General features: G+C 69.6%; 16 protein-coding genes. 6 read left to right on the top strand and 10 right to left on the bottom strand.

Going from position 1 to position 20,267, the window contains the following annotated elements:
- Together polA and RMN86_RS02885 are read right to left on the bottom strand one after the other, a co-directional pair.
- A partial coding sequence (gene polA / locus RMN86_RS02890; protein WP_309604321.1) for a DNA polymerase I occupies window positions 1–2,841 on the bottom strand: 2,841 nt, incomplete at its 3' end.
- 43 nt (window positions 2,842–2,884) lie between these two features.
- Window positions 2,885–3,691, bottom strand: coding sequence for an isocitrate lyase/phosphoenolpyruvate mutase family protein (locus RMN86_RS02885; protein ID WP_309604320.1), 807 nt, complete (start codon window positions 3,689–3,691; stop codon window positions 2,885–2,887).
- A gap of 121 nt (window positions 3,692–3,812) precedes the next feature.
- Between RMN86_RS02885 and recF the strand changes: the two genes are divergently transcribed.
- Entirely contained in the window at window positions 3,813–4,970 is a 1,158-nt protein-coding gene (gene recF / locus RMN86_RS02880) for a DNA replication/repair protein RecF (RefSeq protein WP_309604319.1), read from the top strand.
- Complete coding sequence (gene gyrB, locus RMN86_RS02875) at window positions 4,971–7,442, top strand: DNA topoisomerase (ATP-hydrolyzing) subunit B (RefSeq protein WP_309604318.1); 2,472 nt, start codon at window positions 4,971–4,973, stop codon at window positions 7,440–7,442.
- A gap of 137 nt (window positions 7,443–7,579) precedes the next feature.
- On the opposite strand, the gene recQ is transcribed toward gyrB, so the two are convergent.
- The 4 genes from recQ to RMN86_RS02855 all read right to left on the bottom strand — a co-directional run bounded on the left by recQ (window position 7,580) and on the right by RMN86_RS02855 (window position 12,843).
- Entirely contained in the window at window positions 7,580–9,427 is a 1,848-nt protein-coding gene (gene recQ / locus RMN86_RS02870; RefSeq protein WP_309604317.1) for a DNA helicase RecQ, read from the bottom strand.
- A gap of 45 nt (window positions 9,428–9,472) precedes the next feature.
- Complete coding sequence (locus RMN86_RS02865) at window positions 9,473–9,964, bottom strand: BLUF domain-containing protein (RefSeq protein ID WP_309604316.1); 492 nt, start codon at window positions 9,962–9,964, stop codon at window positions 9,473–9,475.
- A 171-nt stretch (window positions 9,965–10,135) separates the two neighbouring features.
- Complete coding sequence (locus tag RMN86_RS02860; protein ID WP_309604315.1) at window positions 10,136–11,068, bottom strand: TauD/TfdA family dioxygenase; 933 nt, start codon at window positions 11,066–11,068, stop codon at window positions 10,136–10,138.
- Window positions 11,069–11,079: 11 nt separating this feature from the next.
- Complete coding sequence (locus tag RMN86_RS02855) at window positions 11,080–12,843, bottom strand: amidohydrolase family protein (protein WP_309604314.1); 1,764 nt, start codon at window positions 12,841–12,843, stop codon at window positions 11,080–11,082.
- A gap of 203 nt (window positions 12,844–13,046) precedes the next feature.
- On the opposite strand from RMN86_RS02855, the gene RMN86_RS02850 reads away from it, so the two are divergent.
- The 4 genes from RMN86_RS02850 to RMN86_RS02835 all read left to right on the top strand — a co-directional run bounded on the left by RMN86_RS02850 (window position 13,047) and on the right by RMN86_RS02835 (window position 16,161).
- Window positions 13,047–13,178, top strand: coding sequence for a hypothetical protein (locus RMN86_RS02850; protein WP_309604313.1), 132 nt, complete (start codon window positions 13,047–13,049; stop codon window positions 13,176–13,178).
- A gap of 132 nt (window positions 13,179–13,310) precedes the next feature.
- Entirely contained in the window at window positions 13,311–14,456 is a 1,146-nt protein-coding gene (locus RMN86_RS02845) for a DNA cytosine methyltransferase (RefSeq protein WP_309604312.1), read from the top strand.
- A 90-nt stretch (window positions 14,457–14,546) separates the two neighbouring features.
- The gene (cysK, locus tag RMN86_RS02840) at window positions 14,547–15,536 is read left to right on the top strand and encodes a cysteine synthase A (RefSeq protein ID WP_309604311.1); all 990 of its coding nucleotides are present in this window, start codon (window positions 14,547–14,549) and stop codon (window positions 15,534–15,536) included.
- 175 nt (window positions 15,537–15,711) lie between these two features.
- Entirely contained in the window at window positions 15,712–16,161 is a 450-nt protein-coding gene (locus RMN86_RS02835) for a DNA mismatch endonuclease Vsr (RefSeq protein ID WP_309604310.1), read from the top strand.
- Between the two features lie 86 nt (window positions 16,162–16,247).
- Here the strand turns inward: RMN86_RS02835 and RMN86_RS02830 are convergent, their stop codons facing one another.
- The 4 genes from RMN86_RS02830 to RMN86_RS02815 form a co-directional block, all read right to left on the bottom strand.
- On the bottom strand, window positions 16,248–16,715 hold the full coding sequence (locus tag RMN86_RS02830) for an OsmC family protein (protein WP_309604309.1): 468 nt from the start codon (window positions 16,713–16,715) through the stop codon (window positions 16,248–16,250).
- Between the two features lie 12 nt (window positions 16,716–16,727).
- On the bottom strand, window positions 16,728–18,515 hold the full coding sequence (locus tag RMN86_RS02825; protein ID WP_309604308.1) for an acyl-CoA dehydrogenase C-terminal domain-containing protein: 1,788 nt from the start codon (window positions 18,513–18,515) through the stop codon (window positions 16,728–16,730).
- 33 nt (window positions 18,516–18,548) lie between these two features.
- Window positions 18,549–19,028: a MerR family DNA-binding transcriptional regulator gene (locus RMN86_RS02820; RefSeq protein WP_309604307.1), complete on the bottom strand. Its 480-nt coding sequence runs from the start codon at window positions 19,026–19,028 to the stop codon at window positions 18,549–18,551.
- 135 nt (window positions 19,029–19,163) lie between these two features.
- Window positions 19,164–20,147 carry a hypothetical protein gene (locus RMN86_RS02815; RefSeq protein ID WP_309604306.1) on the bottom strand — a complete coding sequence of 328 codons (984 nt, stop codon included), beginning with the start codon at window positions 20,145–20,147 and terminating at the stop codon, window positions 19,164–19,166.
- Between the last annotated feature and the right edge of the window lie 120 nt (window positions 20,148–20,267).

The following is a 20,267-nucleotide window of genomic DNA, read 5'->3' as shown; positions in this document are numbered from 1 at the left end:
GGCGGCGCGGGCGTCGACGATCAGCGGGACGCTCAGCGTCACGGCGGGGTCGGGGGCGGCTTCCATGATGCGGCGGGCGACGGCGATGACAGCGTCGGCCTCGACCTCCGGCGCCTCGAAGATCAGTTCGTCGTGGACCTGCAGCAGCATCCTGGCCGTCAGCCCGGCGTCACGCAGGGCCTGGGGCATGCGGATCATCGCGCGGCGGATCACGTCGGCCGCGGCGCCCTGGATCGGGGCGTTGATGGCGGCGCGGTCGCCGAAGGCGCGCTCAGCCGGCGACTTGCCTTGCGCGGCGGGGATGAAGATCTTGCGGCCGAAGATGGTGGTGACGAAGCCCTCGGCGCGGACCTGGCGCTGCATGCGGTCCATATAGGTGCGGATGCCGGGGAAGCGTTCGAAATAGGTCTTGATATAGGCGCCGGCCTCCTCGCGCGGGATCGACAGCTGGTTGGCCAGGCCGAACGCCGAGATGCCGTAGACGATGCCGAAGTTGATCGCCTTGGCGCGCCGGCGCGTCTCGGCGGGCATGCCCTCGACCGGCACGCCGAACATCTCCGACGCCGTCATGGCGTGGATGTCCAACCCTTGGGCGAAGGCCGCCTTCAGCTGCGGGATGTCGCCGATGTGGGCCAAAAGGCGCAGTTCGATCTGGCTGTAGTCGGCGCTGATCAGCACATGGCCCGGCTCGGCGATGAAGCATTTGCGGATCTTGCGGCCCTCTTCGGTGCGCACCGGGATGTTCTGCAGGTTGGGGTCGGATGAGGCGAGCCGCCCGGTGGTCGCCGCGGCCAGCGAATAGGAGGTGTGGACGCGGTTTGTCCGGGGATCGATGGCGGCCACCAGGTTGTCGGTGTAGGTGCCCTTCAGCTTCGACAGCTGGCGCCAGTCCAGCAGGATGCGCGGCAGCTCATGGCCCTGGGCGGCCAGGTCCTCGAGCATCGAGGCGTCGGTGGAATTGGCCCCGGTGGCGGTGGTGCGGCCGGACGCCAGGCCCATCTCGCCGAACAGCAGGTCGCCGATCTGCTTGGGCGAGCCCAGGTTGAACGGCCGGCCGGCGACCCGGTGGGCCTCAAGCTCCAGCTCGCCCATGCGCACGGCGAAGTCGTTGGAAAGCTGGCGCAGGCGATCGGGATCGACCTTGACGCCCGCCAACTCCATTTCGACCAGCACCTTGGGCATCGGCCGTTCCAGGGTCTCATAGACGGTCATCAGCTTTTCGTGCGCCAGCCTCGGGCGCAGGTGCTCATAGATCCGCAAGGTGACGTCGGCGTCCTCGGCCGCGTAGCAAGTGGCTGCCTGCAGTTCCACGTGCTTGAAGCTCTTCTGCGCCTTGCCGGCGCCGGCCACGGTCTTGAAGGTGATCGGCTCGTGGCCGAGCAGGCGCTTGGAGAGCTCGTCCATGCCGTAGCTCTTGTGCAGCCCGCCCTCGAGGGCGAAGGCGATCAGCATGGTGTCGTCCATGGGGCCGACGCTGACGCCATAGCGTTGAAGGACGGCTAGATCGTACTTGCCGTTCTGGGCGACCTTGAGGACGGCTGGGGATTCCAGCAGCGGTTTCAGCCGGGCGATGGCGTCGGCCAGCGGGATCTGCGCGAGCTCCACCGGCGCGTCGAGCTGCAGGCCGCCTTCGTGCTCCTGCTCATGGCCCACGGGGATGTAGCAGGCGTCGCCCGGCGTGATCGCCAGCGAGACGCCGCAGAGGTTGGCGGCCGAGGCCGACAGGGCGTCGGTCTCGGTGTCGAAGGCGACGAGGCCGTGCGCGAAGGCGCGCGCGATCCAGTCGTCCAGCGTCGCCAGGTCGCGGACGCAGGCGTAGGCGTTGACGTCGATGGCGCCGTGGCTGGGCGGGGCGGGCGCCCGGCTTTCGGCGGCGGGGGGCGCGGCGGGCAGGCCGCCGGACTGGGCCTCGGCGACGCGCCGACCCAGGGTGCGGAACTCCATCAGCTCAAGGAAGGCGGCCAGGGTGGCGGCGTCGGGCTCCTCGACGCCCAGCGCCTCCACCGGGGTCGGCAGCGGGGTGTCGCAGTCGAGCTGCACCAGCTGGCGCGACAGGCGGATCTGGTCGGCGAAGTCGATCAGGGTCTGGCGGCGCTTGTCCTGCTTGATCTCTGAGGCACGGGCCAGCAGCGTGTCGAGGTCGCCGTATTCGTTGATCAGGGCCGAGGCGGTCTTGACGCCGATGCCCGGCGCGCCGGGGACGTTATCCACCGAATCCCCGCACAGGGCCTGGACGTCCACCACCTTGTCCGGGGTCACCCCGAACTTGTCGAACACCTGCTCGGCCCGGATCACCAGGTTGGGGGTCTTCATCGTATCCAGCATCGAGACGCTAGGTCCGACCAGCTGCATCAGGTCCTTGTCGGACGAGACGATCACCACCTCGCCGCCGGCGTCGCGCACCTTGCAGGCATAGGCCGCGATCAGGTCATCGGCCTCATAGCCGGGGAGCTCCAGGCAGGGCACGCCGAACGCCCGGGTGGCGTCGCGCACCAGCGGGAACTGCGGGACCAGGTCCTCCGGCGCCGGCGGCCGGTGGGCTTTGTACTGATCGTAGAGGGCGTTGCGAAAGGTCTTCTCCGAGTGGTCGAACACCACCGCCAGGTGGGTCGGCGCCTCGGCCGAGGCCCGCATGTCGACGAGCAGCTTCCACAGCATGTTGCAGAAGCCCTGCACCGCCCCCACTGGCAGGCCGTCGGACTTTCGCGTCAGCGGCGGCAGGGCGTGGAAAGCGCGAAAGATGAACCCCGAGCCATCCACCAGATAGAGCCGCACGCGGGGTCCGTCCTGGCTCATGGCGCGCGGGGTCTCGTCGGGGGTCTCGTCGGGGGTGTCGATCATGGGGCAACGATAGGACCGCCGGGCCGCAAGGTCACCTGCGTCGCTACGCGAACCGCGTGTTGAGGTTGCCCAGGCCCTCGGCGCCGGCGGCGAAGGCGGCCGGATCGCCGTCCGCCAGGAAGGCCGCCACCGCCTTGGCCACGGTGGCGTAGGCGCAGCGGAAGGGGGCGGTGGCGGAGCTCACCCGGCGCACGCCCAAAGCCTGCAGGCTGGCGGCGTCGCCGAGCGCCGGCAGCAGCATGATATTGAGCGGCAGGGCGATGTGAGCCGCCAGCCGGCCGATCAGCCCCGGGTCGGCGGGACCGGGCGCGAAGATCCCGTCGGCGCCGGCGGCGCGATAGAGCTCGGCGCGGCGTACCGCCTCTGCGAAGGCCGCCTCGCCCTCGGCCAGCCCCTTCAGATAGACGTCCGTGCGGGCGTTGATGAACAGCGGCACGCCGGTGGCGTCGGCGGCCTGCCGCGCGGCGGCGACCTTGCGGGCGTGCAGATCCGGGTCGCGCCGGCCGTCCTCCAGATTGACGCCTACGGCGCCAGCGCCGATCACCGCCCGGATGGTCTCCGCCAGCCTGCCGAGGTCGTCGGTATAGCCGCCCTCGATGTCGGCGGTGACCGGCACGGCGACCACGCGGGCCACCGCCTCGATGGTGGCCAGCAGCTGGGGGATCGGCAGGGCGTCGCCGTCCGGATAGCCATGCGCCCAGGCCACCGCCGCCGAAGAGGTGGCCACGGCGCGTGCGCCGGCGTCGGCCATCACCGCGGCGCTGGCCGCGTCCCAGGCGTTGGGCAGGATCAGGATCTTCCCGCCGCCGTGCAGGCCGGCGAAGGTCTCGGCCTGGGTCTTCTGGTCCATGGTTCTCAAGTCCCTGTGTCTGGCTGACTAGACGTAGATACCCCCGCGGCCATGGCAAGCGCTGGCGGCTTCCGGACCCCGACCCGCTTCGCCGCGCCGCGAAACCCTGTAGAACGCCGCCGTGACCGCCACGGCTCTCTCCCGTCTGACCCTGACCGACTTCCGCTCCTATGCGCGGACGGACCTGAGGCTGGATGGGCGGCCGGTCTATCTGGTCGGGCCGAACGGGGCGGGCAAGACCAACCTTTTGGAAGCGGTCAGCCTGTTCACGCCGGGCCGGGGTCTGCGCGGTTCCAGCCTGGCCGAGGTGGGCCGGCGGATGCCGGGCGAGGCGGTCGGCCGTGCCTGGGCGGTGTCGGCCATTGTCGCTACGGACGGTGGCGCGACCCGGCTCGGCACGGGGGTCGAGGCGCCCGGCGCGGCGCGGCGCACGGTCAGGATCGAAGGCGAGACCGTACCGCCTGGTCGGCTGGCCGAACATCTGCGCCAGGTCTGGCTGACGCCGGCGCAGGACCGGCTGTTCCTGGAGGGGGCCTCTGACCGCAGGCGGTTTTTTGATCGGCTGGTGTTCGCCGCCATCCCGCGCCACGCCGCCCACGCGCAGGCCTATGAAAAATCCAGCCGCGAGCGGATGCGCCTGCTGATCGACGCCCGCGACGCCGGGGGCGCGCCCGACCCGGCCTGGCTCGACGCGCTCGAGGCCCGGCTGGCCGAGGCCGGCGCCCTGATGGCCGAGGCCCGCGCACTCACCCTGGCGGCCCTGCAGGTCGAGATCGACGAGCGGGGGATGCGGCCCTTCCCGCGGGCCCGGTTGTCGCTGACCGGCGAATGGGAGAGGTTATCCGCCGCCGGCGCCGAGATCGCCGACATCGAGGTCAAGCTGGCCCGCGCGCTGGCCGAAGCCCGGCCCCGCGACGCCGCCGCCGGCCGGGCGCTGACCGGCCCGCACCGTGGCGATCTGGCGGTGATCCACGCCGAAAGGGACCGTCCGGCGGCGGAATGCTCCACCGGCGAGCAGAAAGCCCTGATCCTCAACCTGGTCCTGGCCCAGTCGGCGCGGCTTTCACGTGCAGAATCAGCGCCAAGCCCTATATTGTTGCTGGACGAAGTCGCAGCGCATCTGGACCGCATCCGAAGAGGCGCGCTGTTCGACGAAATCGAGGCGCTCGGGCTCCAGGCCTTCCTGACCGGAGCCGACGAGCACCTCTTCGAAGACCTGAAAGGACGGGCCCAGGGCGTTCGCGTGGACGCAGGCGGCCTGACTCAGCTGGACACTTAAATGAGCGAAGAGAACGACACCCCCGAAGCCACCAACGGCCCGCAGGTTTCCGGGGATGGTCCGACGCCCGAAAACAATGGGCAGGACGACTATGGCGCGGAAAGCATCAAGGTTCTCAAGGGCCTGGACGCGGTGCGCAAGCGTCCGGGGATGTATATCGGCGACACCGACGACGGCTCGGGCCTGCACCACATGGTCTATGAGGTGGTCGACAACGCCATCGACGAGACCCTGGCCGGCTGGGCCAGCCGGGTGGAGGTGATCCTCAACGCCGACGGCTCGGTGACCGTCACCGACGACGGGCGCGGCATCCCGGTGGACATCCACGAGGGCGAGGGCATCTCGGCCGCCGAGGTGATCATGACCCAGCTGCACGCCGGCGGAAAGTTCGACCAGAACTCCTACAAGGTCTCCGGCGGCCTGCACGGGGTCGGGGTCTCGGTGGTGAACGCGCTCTCCGAACGCCTGGAGCTGAAGATCTATCGCGGCGGCAAGTCCTACGAGATGGCGTTCCGGCACGGGGATTCGGTGGCCCCGCTTAAGGAGACCGGCGCCGCGCCGATGCGCGAGACCGGCCAGCCGCTGTCGGGCACGGAAGTCACCTTCCTGCCGTCGCTGCAGACCTTCGCCTTCATCGATTTTGACTTAAAGACCCTGGAGCACCGGCTGCGCGAGCTGGCCTTCCTCAATTCCGGCGTGACCATCTGGCTGAAGGACCATCGCGGACCCGAGCCCACCGAGGAGGTCATGCACTACGAGGGCGGCGTCGAAGCGTTCGTGCGCCACCTGGACAAGGCCAAGACGCCGCTGCTCAAGGAGCCGATCGTCATTCGCGGCAAGCGCGAGAACGTCGAGATCGACCTGTCGCTCTGGTGGAACGACGGCTACCACGAGAACGTCCTGTGCTTCACCAACAACATCCCCCAGCGGGATGGCGGCACCCACCTGGCGGCGTTCCGCTCGGCGCTGACGCGGATCATCACCGGCTATGCGGAAAGCTCCGGCGCGGCCAAACGCGAGAAGGTCTCCGTCGGCGGCGAGGACGCGCGCGAGGGCCTGACCTGCGTGCTGTCGGTCAAGGTGCCGGACCCGAAGTTCTCCTCCCAGACCAAGGACAAGCTGGTCTCCTCCGAGGTGCGCCCGGCGGTCGAGGGCCTGGTCGGCGAGGGGCTGGGGTCGTGGTTCGAGGAACATCCCGCCGAGGCGCGGCTGATCGTCCAGAAGATCGCCGAGGCCGCCGCCGCCCGCGAAGCCGCGCGCAAGGCCCGCGAGCTGACCCGGCGCAAGTCGGCGCTGGATATCTCGTCCCTGCCCGGCAAGCTCGCCGACTGCGCCGAGAAGGACCCCGCCAAGTCCGAGATCTTCATCGTCGAGGGCGACTCCGCCGGCGGCTCGGCCAAGCAGGCCCGCAACCGCGACAACCAGGCGATCCTGCCCCTGCGCGGCAAGATCCTCAACGTCGAGCGCGCGCGCTTCGACAAGATGCTGGGGTCCGAGCAGATCGGCACCCTGATCACCGCGCTGGGCGCCGGGATCGGCCGCGACGACTTCGATATCGACAAGATCCGCTACCACAAGATCGTGCTGATGACCGACGCCGACGTCGACGGAGCGCACATCCGCACCCTGCTGCTCACCTTCTTCTACCGGCAGATGCCGCAGGTGATCGAACGCGGCTATCTCTATATCGCCCAGCCGCCGCTCTATAAGGCGTCCAAGGGCAAGTCGGTGCGTTATCTGAAGGACGACCCGGAGCTGGAGATCTACCTGATCGACGAGGGCGTCGACGGGGCCACGCTGGACCTCTCCAACGGCGAGCGGATCACCGGCGCCGACCTCTTGGCGATGGTCCAGACCGCGCGCGGCGCCAAGGCCAATGTCGAGCGGCTGGCCGCCCGCGCCCCGGCCTTCGCCATCGAGCAGGCAGCGCTGGCCGGCCTGCTGGCGCCCGGCGGCGATCCGGCCGCGGCGGCCCGGCGGCTCGACCTCTACGCCGAGGAAGGCGACGGCGACTGGACCGGCGCGGCCGGCGAGGCGGGGAGCTTCGTGTTCGCACGGGTGAAGCGCGGCGTCTCCGAACGCATCGTGCTGGACGAACTGCTGCTGCAGGCCGCCGACGCACGGCGGCTGGCCGAACGCTCGCGGGAGCTGGCGGTGATCTTCGAGGGCCGGGCGACCTTCACCCGCCGCGACCGCGCCACGGTGGTGCGCGGGCCGATCGACCTGGTCAATGCGGTGATGGACAATGGCCGGCGCGGCCTGTCGGTGCAGCGCTACAAGGGCCTGGGCGAGATGAACGCCGACCAGCTGTGGGAGACCACGCTGGACGCCGACGCCCGCACCCTCCTGCAGGTCAAGGTCAACCACGCCGACGACGCCGACGACATGTTCACCCGCCTGATGGGCGACCTGGTCGAGCCCCGCCGCGAGTTCATCCAGACCAACGCGCTGGACGCCGAGGTGGACGTCTAGAGGGGGCGCCTAGAGATGCTCTCCCCCGCAGGGGGACCTGTCAGCGAAGCTGACTGAAGGGATTCAAGCCCACAAGCATCGGCGGATGAAACCCCCTCCACCGCTTCGCGGTCCCCCTCCCCCTGTGGGGCAGGATCTCAGGCATCGAACCCGCCGACCACTTCCAGCACCGCGTCGCCATAGCGGGCGAGTTTGCCTTCGCCGACGCCGGTGATCCGTTCCAGGGCGGCGCGGCTGGCCGGCTTCACGGCGGCGATCTCGGCCAGGGTGCGGTCGTGGAAGATGACGTAGGGCGGGACGTGCTGGGCCTTGGCCTGGGCCGAGCGCCAGGCCCTGAGCGCCTCGAACAGGGCGGCGTCGCCAGGCGCCATCTCCAGCGCCTCGCGGCCCGTGCGCGCGCGGCGGGCCGCCTTGGCCGGGGCCTCGGCGCGGGTCTGGATCATCACCTTGCGTTCGCCGCGAAACACGCGGCGGACCGCCTCGGCGTCGCCGACTCCGACCAGCGGGCGGCCATCGTTGGGATCCTCGCGCAGCAGGCCCTCGAACAACAGCTGTTCGACCAGATCGCGCCAGGCGGCCAGCGGCCGGTCCTGGCCGATGCCCCAGGTGGAGAGCGCCGCCTCGTGGTCGCTGACGTCCTTGGTCTTGCCCAGCAGATGGTCCACCAGCCGACCTCGGCCATAGCGCCCGGCCAACCGGTGGGCGGCCGAGAGCGCCTTCTGGGCGGCCTCGGTGGCGTCGCTCATCTCCACCTGGCCGGTGCAGAGGTCGCATTGACCGCAGACCTCCACCCCCTCTTCGCCAAAGTACCGCCGCACGGTGGCGGCCCGGCAGCCGGTCCCGTCCAGGAGGGCGTAGAGCTGGCGGACCTTGCCCACCTGCACCTGCTTGACGGCGGGTTCCATCTCGCGCTCGGCGATGCGGCGCAGCGCCCAGCTCATGTCGGCCGCGCCATAGAGAGTGATGCCCTCGGCCGGATCGCCATCGCGCCCGGCGCGGCCGATCTCCTGCCAGTAGGCCTCGATGGACGACGGCGGGTCGGCGTGAATCACGAAGCGGACGTCGGGCTTGTCGACGCCCATGCCGAAGGCGATCGTCGCCACCATCACGGCGGTGTCGGCCTGCAGGAACTGCTCCAGCCGGTCGATGCGCAGCTGGCGCTCCAGGCCGGCGTGATAGGCCAGCGCCGGGACGCCCGCGTCGCGCAGGGTCTGGGCGAGCTTGTCGACCCCGTCGCGGGAGCCGGCGTAGACCACCCCGGAACGGTCGGGCCGGGCGGTGACCAGCTCCACCACCCGGGCGTGGCCCGCCCCGCGCTTGCGTTCGGCCGAGAGGATCAGCTCGGGCCGGGCGAAGCTGGCGACGAACTCGGCCGATTGCTCCAGCTTGAGCTCCGCGCGGATGTCCTCGCGGGTCCTGGCGTCGGCGGTGGCGGTCACCGCCAGGCGCGGGACGCCGGGGAAGATGTCCGCCAACCGGCCCAGCATCCGGTAGTCGGGGCGGAAATCGTGGCCCCACTGGCTGACGCAATGGGCCTCGTCGATGGCGATCAGCGCCAGGGGAACGCGCGCCAGTCGCTCCAGCATGGACGGCTGCATCAGCCCTTCCGGCGAGACATAGAGCAGGTCGAGGTCGCCGGCCTCGACGCGCCGCCAGATCTCGCCCTTCTCGGCGGGGTCGATGTTGGAATCCAGCCGGGCGGCGGCGACCCCCAGCTGCCGCAGGGCAGCCACCTGATCGGTCATCAGGGCGATCAGCGGCGAGACCACCAGCCCCAGGCCTGGACGGATCAGGCTGGGGATCTGGTAGCAGGCGCTCTTGCCGCCGCCGGTGGGCAGCACGGCCATGGCGCTGCGCCCGGCCAGCACCTCGGCGATCACGTCGGCCTGCAGACCCTTGAACTCTGGGTAACCGAAGGTATGGCGCAGGATGTCGCGGGCTTGCGACAGGGGGTCGAGGTCGGGCGCAGCGACAGCGGACGGCATCGACGTCTTATGGAGCCGACTCGCCCGTCAGGCCAGCGGGTGATCTCAGGCCATGGCCTTGAGCTGGGTGCGGTCCTGGATGCCGCGCACAGCCCAGAGCAGCCGCAGGGCCGCGCGGCCGGAAAGCCGCTCGGGATCGAAGTCCTCCCGCAGCGATAGCGTATCGAGGATCGCGTCGTCCCCCGGGTTTGTGCGTCGGGCGCACATGTTCCAGTCGGCGAACATGCGCCGCTCCGCCGGGCCGGCCTGCAGCACCTTTGCGTCGCTGTGGCGCGGATCATTGCAGATCCGCCCATAGGTGGTCAGCACGGCCTGCGCCGGCCCCTCCAGCGTCTGCAGGAAATAGCCTTCGTGGACCAGCAGCAGGCCGGTGACGTCCACCGCGCGGTTGTTGCGGATCGAGGCGCGGATGATGTCGCCGATGATCTCGTCGACCCCGGCGGCATCGAGCGCGGCAGCGCTGGCCCGCAGGTCGAGAGCCTGGCGGCTGGCATAGACCAGTCGGTGCAGTGTCCGGCTGCCGGAGATGAGGCTCATGTCGGGGTCGCCTTTCGGAATACCCTTGCGCCTTCAGAGGTTGCCCGGCGGCTAACGCCAGGCGCCTCAGGCGCTCGCGTCCATCCGGCTGATGGTCAGCTTGCGAGCCCAGTGGGCGCCCATGCGATTGACGAAAACCTCGGGCCGCTCGGCCAGCGCCTCGGTCTCCAGCTACAGGCGCTTCAGGTGGCGCACCTTGCCGGCGGCGGGGTCGTCCTCGTAGGCGCTTCGCCCATGCAGCACGTGGTAGTTGTTGATGAACTGCATGTCGCCGGGCCGGAAATCCATGATCACCGACCAGGCCCCGCCCTCGGCCTGGTCCTGCATCCAGGTCAGGGCCTCGACGGCTTTTTCGGTCAGGCGCGGGGCGTCGGGGTGGCGCTGCGAGGCCAGGATGTAGGGGCGGATCAGCCGCGTGAACAGCCGCCCGCCGTGCCGCGTGAACACCGGCATCAGATACCAGCCGGGCTTGCCGGGCGCCTGTTCGCCCCGGTAGTCGAAGGGCTGGGGCTTGTAGAGCTCGGCCGCCAGGTCGGGGCGTTCGGTCACCAGCCGGTTGTGCAAGGCCACTGAATTGCACACCGCCGACAGCCCGCCGGACACGCCGGTCTGCAGGCACATCAGGCCGACCAGGTCGGAGCCGTCGCAGTGAAAATCCAGGCCGACGAGCCCGATCTCGTTGCCGCGCGACGTCGGATCACCCGCCGCCTTGCCGTGGTCGGTGACGTCGCCCAGCAGGTGGCCCTTGGCGTTCTGCGGCCAGGGCTTGCCCAGGTGCGCGCCGATCCCCCAGTAGGCCATGTTCATCTGATCGTTCGACCACCGCTCTCGTGGCAGGCCGCGCAGCCGCACGAAGCCGCGCCCGTCCATCAGCTCGCGCTCGATGGCCTTCAGCCGGGGACCGAGCGTCGGCAGGGGAAACTCCGCCTTGCCGATCGCCAGGAAGTCGTCGGACAGGGCGAACGCATGGGCGACGGCGGCCTCCAGCTCATCGATCTCGGTGGGAGACAGATGTTCGGTCCAGGTCTTCGGGTCGGCCACGTCGGCGGCCGTCCATTCGCAGGCGGTCTCCAGGGCCATAGGATCGAAGCGGGCGATGTTCATGGTGCGGCGTCCTATTCGGCGGCGAGCGCGATGGGCGCGGCCTGGGCTCCGCGCAGCAGGCGGCCGGGCAGGGCGTCGGTGGGCTCCCCGCCGCGATAGGTGACCTGGCCGGCGACGATCGTCGCCGTATAGCCGTCGGCCCGCTGGATCAGCCGGCGCCCGCCGGTCGGCAGGTCATAGGCCACGCTGGGCGCCCGCAGTTTCAGGTGGTCGTAGTCGATGACATTCAGGTCGGCCCGGTAGCCCGGCCGGACCAGGCCGCGATCAAACAGCCCGACCGTCTCGGCGGTGTCGCGGCACTGGGCCCTGACCATCTTCTCGAGGCTGAGTTTCGGCCCGCGCGTGCGGTCGCGCGTCCAGTGGACGATGTTGGTGGTCGGGAACGATCCGTCGCAGATCATCCCCACATGCGCCCCGCCGTCGGAGAGGCCGGGGACGACGCAGTCGTGCTGCAGCATCTGGTAGGCCGGATCGAGCGTGTTCTGGGCGTAGTTCAGCAGTGGCAGGTAGAGCATGCCTCGCCCGCCGCCTTCGCCGCCGTCCAGCATGTGGTCGAGCGCCACGGCGCGGGGATCGGCGCCCCGCGCCTGCGCGATCGCGGCGATGGAGGTCTCGCTCGTGGGTTCATAGTCCGGGCTGTCGAGCCCCATGGGATAGATGCGCTCCCAGGCCCGCGCCGGCGACAGGCCGGGCGCGCGGCCGCTGTCGGGTTCCTCGGCCAGCAGGCGGGCGCGGAAGCCGGGATCGCGCAGGCGCGCGACACGCTCGCCAAAGGGCAGCGTCGAGATCTCGCGATAGCTGGGGTAGGTGCTGAAGGGATTGGCGGTCAGCTCCAGGCCGAACAGCACGCCCACCGGTCGGGTCGCCACCTGGGCCCGCATCTGCAAGCCGGCGGCCTTGGCGTCGCTCATGTAGCGCAGCATGTCGCGCCATTGCTCAGGATCGCGCGGACTCTGCAGCAGCGAGAACGACAGCGGCCGACCCGACCGCTCGACGATCCGCCGCAGCATGGCGAACTCCTCGGCCGGGTCGTTGAAATCGGAAACCACCTGCAGCACACCCTTGCCGGCCCCGCCGCCGGCGGCCGCCATGCCCAGCGCGATGCCGGTCAGCTCATCCTCGCCGGCGTTCAGGGTGGCGATCGGCGATCCGTCTGAGGAGCGGTGGTTGAGGGTCCGCGAGGTGCCAAAGCCGATGGCCCCGGCGTCCATGGCGGCGCGGGCGATCGCCGCCATGGCGGCGATGTCGGCCGGCGTGGCCGGCTCGCGATTGACCCCGCGCTCGCCCATGACGAAGACCCTGAGCGCGGCGTGCGGCAGCTGGCTGGCGATGTCGACATCGAAGCGGCGTTTCGACAGTGCGTCAAGGTAGTCGGGATAGCTCTCCCAGTTCCACGGCAGGCCCTCGGTGAGCACCGGGAAGGGGATATCCTCGACGCCTTCCATCAACCGGATCAGCCGGTCGTGATCGGCGGGCCGGCAAGGCGCGAAGCCGACGCCGCAGTTGCCCATCACAACGGTGGTCACCCCGTGCCAGGACGAGGGCTGCATCCGCCCGTCCCAGGTGGCCTGGCCGTCATAGTGGGTGTGGATGTCGACGAAGCCCGGGGTCACCACCTGGCCGCGCGCGTCGATCTCCTCGGCGCCGGAGCCGGCGATCTTGCCGACAGCGGCGACCGAACCGCCCCTCACCGCCACGTCGGCCTCGAACGCCGGCGCGCCCGATCCATCGACCACGGTCCCGCCCCGGATCACCAGGTCGTAGGCTTTTTCCATGGCAGGCTCCCGCGTCGGCGCAGCGTCTTGCTGTCCCTTCCCCATTTTGCCGCCCGGCGCCGGGGTCAGGTCAAGCTCCGTCGCGGCCGAACCCCCTGATCGCGCCAAGGTCACGAAGGATTCAGCCTGTTTGTTGGTTGGGGATTAAGCGCCGGCAAGCTAGACTATGACCTCGCGTGGGATTGGTTGAGGGACCCGTCGTCATGGCGTTGAAGACGCTGATCGCCGCGGTCCTCGCGGCCGCGATCGCCGTGGGCTTCGTGCTTCCCGGACCGCACGGGGCCCTGACCTCCCCGCGATCCCAGATCCCGCAGATCGACGTCGGCCGGCGGTGACGGCGCCGCGCTGAGATCGCGCCGGACGGATCGCTGAACGCGGGGACCTGGTCTTTCGGCGGCGCAAGGCGCGGCGCCCGGGCGTGGCCGCGCCTTTCGCTTCGCGTCGGGCCGGCTAGACTCCGAACTCAGATGAGTCGGTCCCCTGCAACCTTCTATGAATTCTTCGCGGGCGGCGGCATGGCGCGGCTGGGGCTCGGCGCGGGCTGGACCTGCCTGTTCGCCAACGACGTCGACCCGGGAAAGGCCGCCACCTATCGCGCCAACTTCGCCGATGCCCCAGACGCGGCCGGCCACTTCCATCAGGGCGACGTCTGGGCTCTTGGACCGGACGACCTGCCGGGCCGCGCCGATCTCGCCTGGGCGTCGAGCCCCTGTCAGGATGTCAGCCTGGCTGGCGCGCGGGCGGGGCTGGCCGGGGGCCGCTCCTCGGCCTTCTTCGGGTTCTGGCGGTTGATCGAGGGGCTGGCCGCGCAGGGGCGCGCGCCGCGCACGCTGGTGGTCGAGAATGTCAGCGGGCTGCTCACCTCGAACGGCGGCCGCGACATCCACGCGCTGGGCGCGGCGCTGGCGGCGCAGGGCTACTGCTTCGGCGCGCTGGAGATCGACGCCGCCCGGTTCCTGCCGCAATCACGGCCGCGGGTCTTTGTCATCGCCACCCGCGATCCGCCGCCGGCGACCCTGGTCGGCGAAGGCCCGTTCCAGACCCGGGCGGTGAAGGCCGCCGCCGCGCGACTGCCCGCCGCCCTGGCCGCCCACTGGATCTGGTGGCGCACGGCGGCGCCGCCGGCTCGCAACACCGACCTTGCCGCCCTGCTGGAGGATGACGCCGCCGTAGACTGGCATTCGCCGGAGCGCACGTTGCGCTGGCTGGCCTTGATGGCGCCCTTGCATCTGGCCCGGCTGGAGGCTGCCCGGGCCCGGGGCGAACGGGTGGTCGGCGCGGTCTATCGCCGGATGCGGGTCGAGGCCGGCGTCAAGGTGCAGCGCGCGGAGGTGCGGTTCGACGGCCTGGCCGGGTGCCTGCGCACGCCGCGCGGCGGATCCTCGCGCCAGGTGATCGTGGCGGTGGAGGCGGGCCAGGTGCGCACCCGCCTCTTGAGCCCCCGCGAGGCCGCCAGGCTGATGGGCCTGCCGGAGAGCTATGTCCTGCCCAAGGCCGCGACCTCGGCGCTGCAGGTGGCGGGGGACGGGGTGGCGGTCCCGGCGGTCCGCTGGCTGGCGCGCGAACTGCTGGAGCCGCTCCTGGATCGACCCCGCGCGATGGCGGCCGAGTAGCGCCGGTTCGCCGCCGCCCCTCTTCCAATCCGGTCCGGAAGCCTTAGGTTCTCGATCACAAAGCGCTGTTTCCCGCGAAAGGTCCGATGCATGGACGCCACCCCCGACAAGGTCTACGACGCCGCGCGCTACCGGCGCGCCGGGCGGGGCCGGATCTTCGACTCCATCCTCGACACCATCGGCGACACCCCGCTGGTCCGGCTGCCAAGGCTGACCGCGGCGCTGAAGCCCAAGGGCGAGGTGGTCGCCAAGCTGGAGTTCTTCAACCCGATCGCCTCGGTCAAGGACCGCATCGGCGTGGCCATGGTTGAATATCTGGAGGCCAAGGGGGTGCTGAAACCCGGCGGCATGATCGTCGAGCCGACCAGCGGCAACACCGGCATCGCCCTGGCCTTCGTCGCCGCGGCCAAGGGCTATCGGCTGACCCTGGTGATGCCCGAGAGCATGTCCATGGAGCGGCGCAAGATGCTGCTGATCCTGGGCGCCAAGCTTGAGTTGACCCCGGCCGAGCGCGGCATGGCCGGCGCGGTGGCCCGCGCCAAGGAAATCGTCGAGGCGACGCCCGGCGCGGTGATGCCACAGCAGTTCGACAACGCCGCCAACCCGCTGGTTCACCGAGTCTCCACCGCCGAGGAAATCTGGAACGATACCGAGGGCCGGGTCGATGCCGTCATTTCCGGCGTGGGCACCGGCGGCACCATCACGGGTGTCGGCCAGGTGCTGAAGGCCCGCAAGCCCTCGGTGCGGATGATCGCCGTCGAACCCGAAGCCTCGGCAATCCTGTCCGGCGGCCCGCCCGGGCCGCACAAGATCCAGGGGATCGGCGCGGGCTTCGTGCCCTCGATCCTCGATCGGGGCGTGATCGACGAGATCGTCCAGGTGTCGAACGACGACAGCTTCACCATGGCGCGGCGCGTGGCGGCCGAGGAAGGCATCCCGGTGGGCATCTCCTCCGGCGCGGCTCTGACCGCGGCTTTCGACGTCGCCAGCCGCGACGACATGGCCGGAAAGCTGATCGTCGCCATCATCCCCAGCTTCGCCGAACGCTACGTCTCCACGGCGCTGTTCGAAGGGCTGTGACGCCGCGGCTGCCTTTCCCGCGCAGCGGGAGAGGGGGACCGCGCCCCGAAGAGGGCGTGGTGGAGAGGGAGAGCAGCCGCGCCGCGCTTCCGGCTCGCCCTTTCCACCATCCGCTCTTCGCTTCGCGCGGCGTACGGTCCCCCCTTCCCATGAATGGGACAGGAAGATCGGAGCCATGACCGACGTCTATCCGCCGGAGAAGCGCTCGGCGGTGATGCGCCGGGTGAGGAGCAAGGACACCGCGCCGGAGCTTACCGTGCGCAAGGCGCTGACGAAGCTGGGAGCGCGCTATCGGCTGCATCGGGCCGACCTGCCGGGCAAGCCGGACATCGTGCTGCCGGGGCGCAGGCTGGCGCTGTTCGTCCACGGCTGCTTCTGGCACGGCCATGACTGCGCGCGGGGCGCCCGCGTCCCGAAGCAGAACCGCGACTACTGGGTCGGGAAGGTCGGGCGGAACCGGGCACGGGACGCGGCGAGCCGCGAGGCGCTCGCGGCGCTGGGCTGGCGGGTCGAGACGATCTGGGAATGCGAGCTCGAGGATGTGGCGGGGCTCGGCGCACGCCTGGCCCACCTTCTCCAGGGTCATCCCGGAAAGCCGCGCCAGCGGCTTGTCCTGGACCTATAGACGCGAAGTTCTCGTCGAGCCGCCGGCCATCGGCGCGTATGGGTCCCGGTCTTCGCGTTGCGAAACCGGGATGACGTCGGTGGGGGTCAATCCGCCTTCTCCTCCACCACGATCCGCGTCTTCACCGAATTGGCGATGAAGCACATGTGATGGGCGGTCTCGTGCATCGCGTCGCGCTCGGCGCGCGTCGGCTGGCGGCCCTGGTAGGTGATCTCCGGACGCAGGGTGACCTGGCTCACCCAGGTCTCGCCGTCCTCGCGCCGGGTCATTACGCCTTCCGCCTCATCGCGGTAACGGGTGACCACGAAGCCGGCCTCGCGGGCGGCGTGCAGGAAGCTTAGCATGTGGCAGGCGTTGATCGAGGCGACCAGCAGCTCCTCGGGATCGACGGCGCCAGGGACCGACCATCTGTTGCCGATCACCTGGGCCGAGGCGGTGCCCGGCGCCGCGTGGCCGCCGCCGAACACGATCGCGTGGCCCCGGCTGTAGCGGCCCTTCGGAAAATCGGCGCCGTCCTCGAGCGTCCAGTCCGTCGTGGCGCGATAGGTCGCCATGTCTGGTGTCTCCTAAAACGCCTCCGCCGGGAGGGCCATCAGGGTCTCGGCGCCGGTCTTCAGCTTGACCAGATGGCCGGTGGTCTCCGGCAGGACGCGGGCCATATAGTAGCGGCCGATGGTGAGCTTTTCCGCATAGATCGGGTCGGTGGACCCGCCGGCGATCTTGCCCTGCGCGGCCTTGGCCATCAGGCTCCACATATAGGCCAGCCCCACCAGGCCGAAGAGGTGCATGTAGTCGGTGGCGGCGGCGCCGGCGTTGTCGGGGTTGGCTAGGCCGTTCTGCATCAGCCACATGGTCGCTTCCTGAAGTTCGGCCTTGCCGCGCGCCAGGCCCTCTGTGAAGGGCTTCAGGGTCGCGTCGGCGGCGTTGGCCTCGATGAAGGCGTCGAGTTCGGCGAAGAAGCTCATCACCCCGCGCCCGCCCTCGGCGGCCAGCTTGCGGCCCACCAGGTCCAGGGCCTGAACCCCGTTGGCGCCCTCGTAGATCAGCGCGATGCGGCAATCGCGCAGGTACTGGCTGACCGGGAAGTGCTCGGTGAAGCCCGACCCGCCGTGCACCTGCATGGCGTCGGAGCAGACCGCAAAGCCGCGGTCGGTGAGGAATCCTTTGAGCACCGGGGTCATCAGCGCCATGTAGTCGCCGCCCCTCTGGCGCACGGCCTCGTCGGGACTGGCATGGGCCAGATCGCCGTGCAGCGCGGTCCAGAACAGGAAGGCCCGGCCCCCTTCAACGATGGCCTTGGCATCCATCAGCATGCGCCGCACGTCGGGGTGGACGATGATCGGGTCGGCGGGGCCGTCGGGGTTCTTCGGGCCGGTCAGGGAACGGCCCTGCAGCCGGTCCTTGGCGAACTCGGCCGCCGCCTGATAGGCCGCTTCGGCCTGGGCGATGCCCTGCATGCCGACCCCCAGCCGGGCCTCGTTCATCATCACGAACATGATCGAAAGGCCCCGGTTTTCCTCGCCGATCAGCCAGCCGACAGCCTCCTCGTGGGCGATCACGCAGGTGGCGTTGCCATGGATGCCCATCTTCTCTTCCAGGCCCAGGCAATTGACCGAATTGCGCACGCCGGGATTGCCGTCCCTGTCGGGGATGAACTTCGGCACGATGAACAGGCTGATGCCCCGGGTCCCCTGCGGCGCGCCCTCGATGCGAGCCAGGACCAGGTGGACGATGTTCTCGGTGAGGTCCTGCTCACCGCCGGAAATCCAGATCTTCTGGCCGGTGATCCGATAGCTGCCGTCGGCTTGCGGAACCGCCTTTGTGCGCAGCAGACCCAGATCCGTGCCGCAGTGCGGCTCGGTCAGGTTCATGGTGCCGCCCCACTGGAACGACGCCAGCTTGGGCAGATAGAGGTCCTTCTGCGCCGGGCTGCCGCCGGCCAGGATCGCGGAATAGGCCCCGTGGGTCAGGCCCGGATACATGGAGAACGCCATGTTGGCCGAAGACGACATCTCCGAGAAGGCCAGGTTGACCACATGCGGCAGGCCCTGGCCGCCGTACGCGGGATCCGCGCCCAGCGCCGGCCAGCCGCCCGCTACCAGCTGGGCATAGGCGTCCTTGAAACCCTTGGGCGTGGTGACCGTGAAGTCAGCCGCCCAGTGACAGCCCTCCTTGTCGCCGACGCTGTTCAGCGGGGCCAGCACCTCACCAGTGAAGCGGCCCGCCTCTTCCAGGATCTGATCGACGGTGTCCATCGCCGCGTCGGCGAAGGCCGGCAGGTTGGCGTAGCGCTCCAGCTCCAGCACATCGCGCAGCAGGAAGGCGTAGTCGCGCACGGGCGGCTTATAGGGCATCGCGGTGAGATCTCCGGCCGCGACGAGTGGCGGCTATTTGGCTTCGCTGTGTTCCACGCCATCCAGCCGGCGGCGCAACATCTGATCGTAGTCGGCGGCGCGCGGCAACAGATCGGGGCGGGTCTCGGAAAGCCGCATCTCCATCGCCTCGCAGCCGGCCTTCAGCTGCTGGATCGCGCCGTCTATGTCGATCTTCTGGTTTTCCAGGGCGACGATGCGGTCCTGGAACTTGCGCAGCGACTTGGCCGCCTGCTGGGCCCCGCCGTCATCCAGCTCATAGAGGTCGAGGATCTCGCCGATCTCGGCCAGCGCCAGGCCGACCCGCTTGCCGCGCAGGATCAGCTGCAGGCGGGCGCGGTCCTTGTAGGAATAGACCCGGTTGAGGCCGTCGCGGGCCGGCGCCAGAAGACCCTTGTCCTCATAGAAGCGCAGGGCGCGCGGCGTGCATTTGAATTCGTGGCACAGCTGGCGGATCGTGAAACTGCGGTGGGGACGGCGCAGGTCCATGGGCATCGGTTTTCTCCCGGGACGACAGTGTTCTTGGTTGTTGCGCCACCGTAGAACCAACCTTACGTTTACGTCAAGGTGACCGAGGATCACTTAGCGTAAGCCTGCCGCTTCGCCAAAGCGCTCAGTCACGGGGGTCGTTCAGCGCGTCGCCGCTCCAACGGCCGCTTTCGCCGACGCCTCGTCATGGCGGGCGCCGGCGAGGATATTGGGGAGCGAGTAGTTGCCCTCGTGGCAGGCGTGCTCGAAGATCGGCTGGCGGGTCTGGAACCAGGAGAACTCCGCCAGCCAGGGCGCGGCGTAGGTCTTGGGATCGACGATGGTGAACTGATAGAGAAGTTCGGTCTTCGAAACCCGCGTCAGCCGCTCGATCACCCTGCCGTCGCCGGGGACGATCAGGGTCGGGAATTTGCGCTCACGATCCTGGTCAGGCAAACCTATGGTCTCGATGATCAGGGTGTCGCCCTCCCAGTGGCCGATGGAATCGCCCAGTCGCGAGTAGAAGATCTTCGGCTCATGCGCATCGGTGAGGGAAATGATCCGAACTTCGTCGCCGTATTCGGTGTGAAAGACGATTTGGTCGCGCGTCTGGATGATCTGCAGCCTGTTTGCATAGATCAGACTGGTGAGCGGCGGCGGTCCCAAGCCCATGAGGCAGCGCTCCTGGGACGGGCGGTCCTCGGGATTGTCATAGGGATTTTCGTGGGGTGGCGTCCGGGATTCTCTGCGGGCTTCCGGCGTGTAGGGTAGCATGCCGTCGGCCGGTTCGACCACGGCGCGTGTGCGCCGCTGGCCGCGGACCCTCGGCAACCCGTCGCTCGACCTGATCATCCCAGGAGCTTCGGGGTCCAGGGCCCTGTCGAACGCGTTGGCCATCGCTGTGGAAGTGGCCACGGCCAGGGCTTTCGCCTCCGCCTCGGGCACGATCAGCTTTGGCGTTCTGGGTGTGGCCTCCAGCGTCAGAAGGAAGTTGGACGCCCACACGCCCTCAAGGCTGGGCTGGCCAAAGGATGTGCGCTTGGCGACGTAGACCGGCGCGGCCTGCGCCTTGGGCTGACCGGCGGCCAGAGGGGCGTAGCAGACGACGCAGCCCATGAGGCCCGCGACGGCGAGATACACTTTCATGGCCACCCCTCAGACGCGCCAAGTGGACGAAGACCAGAGCGTCTGGCTCCACCTCCCGGGAAACCTCTCACATACCGACGGTCCTGGCCAATGCCCTGCGAACAGGGTCGGCGTCTGTAT

This window comes from Phenylobacterium sp., from assembly GCF_031360265.1.
GTDB lineage: Bacteria > Pseudomonadota > Alphaproteobacteria > Caulobacterales > Caulobacteraceae > Phenylobacterium.
This window is presented reverse-complemented; position numbering and strand designations above follow the sequence as displayed.